Annotated in this window: 2 protein-coding genes; one reads left to right on the plus strand and one right to left on the minus strand. The window is 72.1% G+C overall.

Annotated features, from left to right (window positions below; translation table 11 throughout):
• Positions 1 to 128: 128 nt before the first annotated feature.
• The gene (locus WJX68_RS25150) at positions 129 to 674 is read right to left on the minus strand and encodes a TetR/AcrR family transcriptional regulator (RefSeq protein ID WP_340295469.1); all 546 of its coding nucleotides are present in this window, start codon (positions 672 to 674) and stop codon (positions 129 to 131) included.
• 423 nt (positions 675 to 1,097) lie between these two features.
• Here WJX68_RS25150 and WJX68_RS25155 point away from each other — a divergent pair, with 423 nt between their 5' ends.
• Positions 1,098 to 2,333: a thiolase family protein gene (locus tag WJX68_RS25155; RefSeq protein ID WP_340295471.1), complete on the plus strand. Its 1,236-nt coding sequence runs from the start codon at positions 1,098 to 1,100 to the stop codon at positions 2,331 to 2,333.
• The last annotated feature ends 184 nt before the right edge of the window (positions 2,334 to 2,517 follow it).

The raw sequence follows: 2,517 nt of genomic DNA on the forward strand, positions 1-2,517 counted from the left end.
TGCGCGGCGCGGTCGGCAGGTACGCGCTCGTCGGTAGCCGTCATCACTCCACCTCTACTAACGAATGTTCGTTCGCTACAGCATGGCGCGATCCGATGCAGATCGCAACTCGGGACCGTCGGCCCTGTTCAGGCGGGGCGAACGAACCCGTCCGACACCATCGCCACGATCCGCTTGGGCAGCTGCTCGGTACCGGACCGCCCGGGTCGGTACCACTCGATCAGCGAGTTGACCGTGCCGGACAGCAGCCGGGCGGAGAGCCAGGGGTCGGTGTCCGAGCTCATCTCGCCGTTGTCGACCGCCTCGGCGACCAGTGAGGCGATCGTGGCGTCGAAGGCACGCCGCCGGGCCACCGCCCAGCGCTCGACATCGGTGTTCCCGCGCACACGCAGCAGCAGCGTCACGTACGGGAGCTCGTCCATGAGCACCCTGACCTGCTGCTCGATGATGTACCGGAGCCGATCCAGAGCGGCGCCCTCCTGGGCCTGCCGCTCCTCCAGGATCGCGAACAACCGGTCGAGGGCCCGCTCCAGACCTGCCCGCAGCAGACCCTCCTTGCCGCTCACGTGGTTGTAGAACGAGGATTTCGTGATGCCCGCGGCCCGCGCGAGATCCTCCATGCTCGTCGCGTCGTAGCCGCGGGTGTTGAACTCCGCCACGGCGATCGGCAGCAACGAGCCCAGGTCGTAGGCCGGTCGGGACCCGGCTGCGGCGCGAGGCCGGCGACCCCGTGCCGTCGGGGCTCCGGACTCGTTCTCGGTCACGGCTCCCGCCTCTCGTCCCGCTGCGACCGAATGATCGTTTTCGACACGGGGAGTGCGCTCCGTACGCGACGGCGGCCGAGGTCCCCGGCCCGGGCGACTGCAGGTCGCGGGTGACGACGGTTGCATCGGTCTCCGTGGCGGATCATCCCGTCTCTCTCCAGTTCACGGCCATGACGTCGACGTTCGCCGACGCCGTGGAGCCGAGTCCGTACGCGGCTCCCGCCGAGGGCCCGGGCCGGGACGCGTGACGCACGACTTTCCCTCTCCACGCCACGATGCTAGCTTGCGGGGAAACGACCGAACGATCGTTCGTCGACGAGGAGGTCATTGCCGGTGGATGACGTGTTCCTGATCAGCGGGGTCCGTACGCCCCAGGGCAGGTACGGCGGAGCGCTCGCGTCGGTGCGCCCCGACGATCTGGCGGCACTGGTCGTCCGGACCGCCGTCGAGCGGGCCGGGGCCGATCCCGGACGGATCGACGAGGTGGTCCTCGGCGCCGCCAACCAGGCCGGCGAGGACAACCGCAACGTGGCTCGGATGGCCGCGCTCCTCGCGGGGCTGCCGCACTCCGTGCCCGGCTACACGGTGAACCGGCTGTGCGCGAGCGGTCTGACCGCGATCAGCGGTGCCGCGCACGCCGTCGCCGCCGGCGAGGCCGACGTCGTCGTCGCCGGCGGAGTCGAGTCGATGACCCGCTCGCCGTGGGTCATGGCCAAGCCGGGCACCCCGTGGGCGAAGCCGGGCGAGGTCGCGGACACATCGCTGGGCTGGCGCTTCACCAACCCGCGGTTCCGCGAGCTGGACCGCGAGGCCCCGCAGACCCACACCGAAGAGGCCGGCCCGGTCACCCTCTCGATGGGAGAGACCGCCGAGGAGGTCGCCCTGCTCGACGGGATCACCCGGGATCAGTGCGACGCGTTCGCTCTGCGCAGCCACCAGCGGGCCACCGCCGCGGCGAAGGACGGCCGGTTCGACGACGAGATCGTCCCGGTGAGCGTGCCGCAGCGCAGGGGCGACCCGATCGTGGTGAGCAGCGACGAGGGTCCCCGCCCGGATGCGTCGCCGGAGTCGCTGGGCCGCCTCAAGCCGGTCTTCCGCCGCGACGGGGTCGTGACCGCGGGCAACTCGTCGCCGCTGTCGGACGGTGCCGCCGCCGTCGTCGTCGCGAGCGGGAAGGCCGTGCGCGAGCAGGGGCTGACCCCGCTGGCCCGGATCGTCACCGGGGCCGCCGCCGGGGTCGCCCCGCACGTCATGGGGCTCGGCCCGGTTCCGGCAACCACCAAGGCGCTGCAGCGCGCCGGATGGACCGTCGCGGACCTGCACGCGGCCGAGCTGAACGAGGCGTTCGCGACCCAGGCGCTGGCGTCGGTGCGCCGGCTCGGGCTCGACCCCGAGATCGTCAACGCCGACGGCGGCGCCATCGCGCTGGGCCACCCACTGGGCTGCTCCGGCGCCCGCATCACCGTGACGCTGGTCAACCGGCTCCGACGCGAGGGGGGCCGGCGCGGACTCGCGTCGATGTGTGTCGGGGTCGGACAGGGCGCCGCCCTCCTCATCGAGACCGTCTGATCCGACGAACCGGGAGACACCAATGACGACCACCCCACTGCTGCGCAGCCATCTGTCCGGTACCTGGCAGACCGGCTCCGGGGAGGGCCGCCCGCTGTACGACGCGGTGACCGGCGAGGAGGTCGCCCGCATCTGTTCCGACGGCCTCGACCTCGCCGGGGCGCTGGAGTACGGGCGTCGGACA

Origin of the sequence: Pseudonocardia spirodelae (assembly GCF_037727765.1) — a bacterium.
Classification (GTDB): Bacteria; Actinomycetota; Actinomycetes; order Mycobacteriales; family Pseudonocardiaceae; genus Pseudonocardia; species Pseudonocardia spirodelae.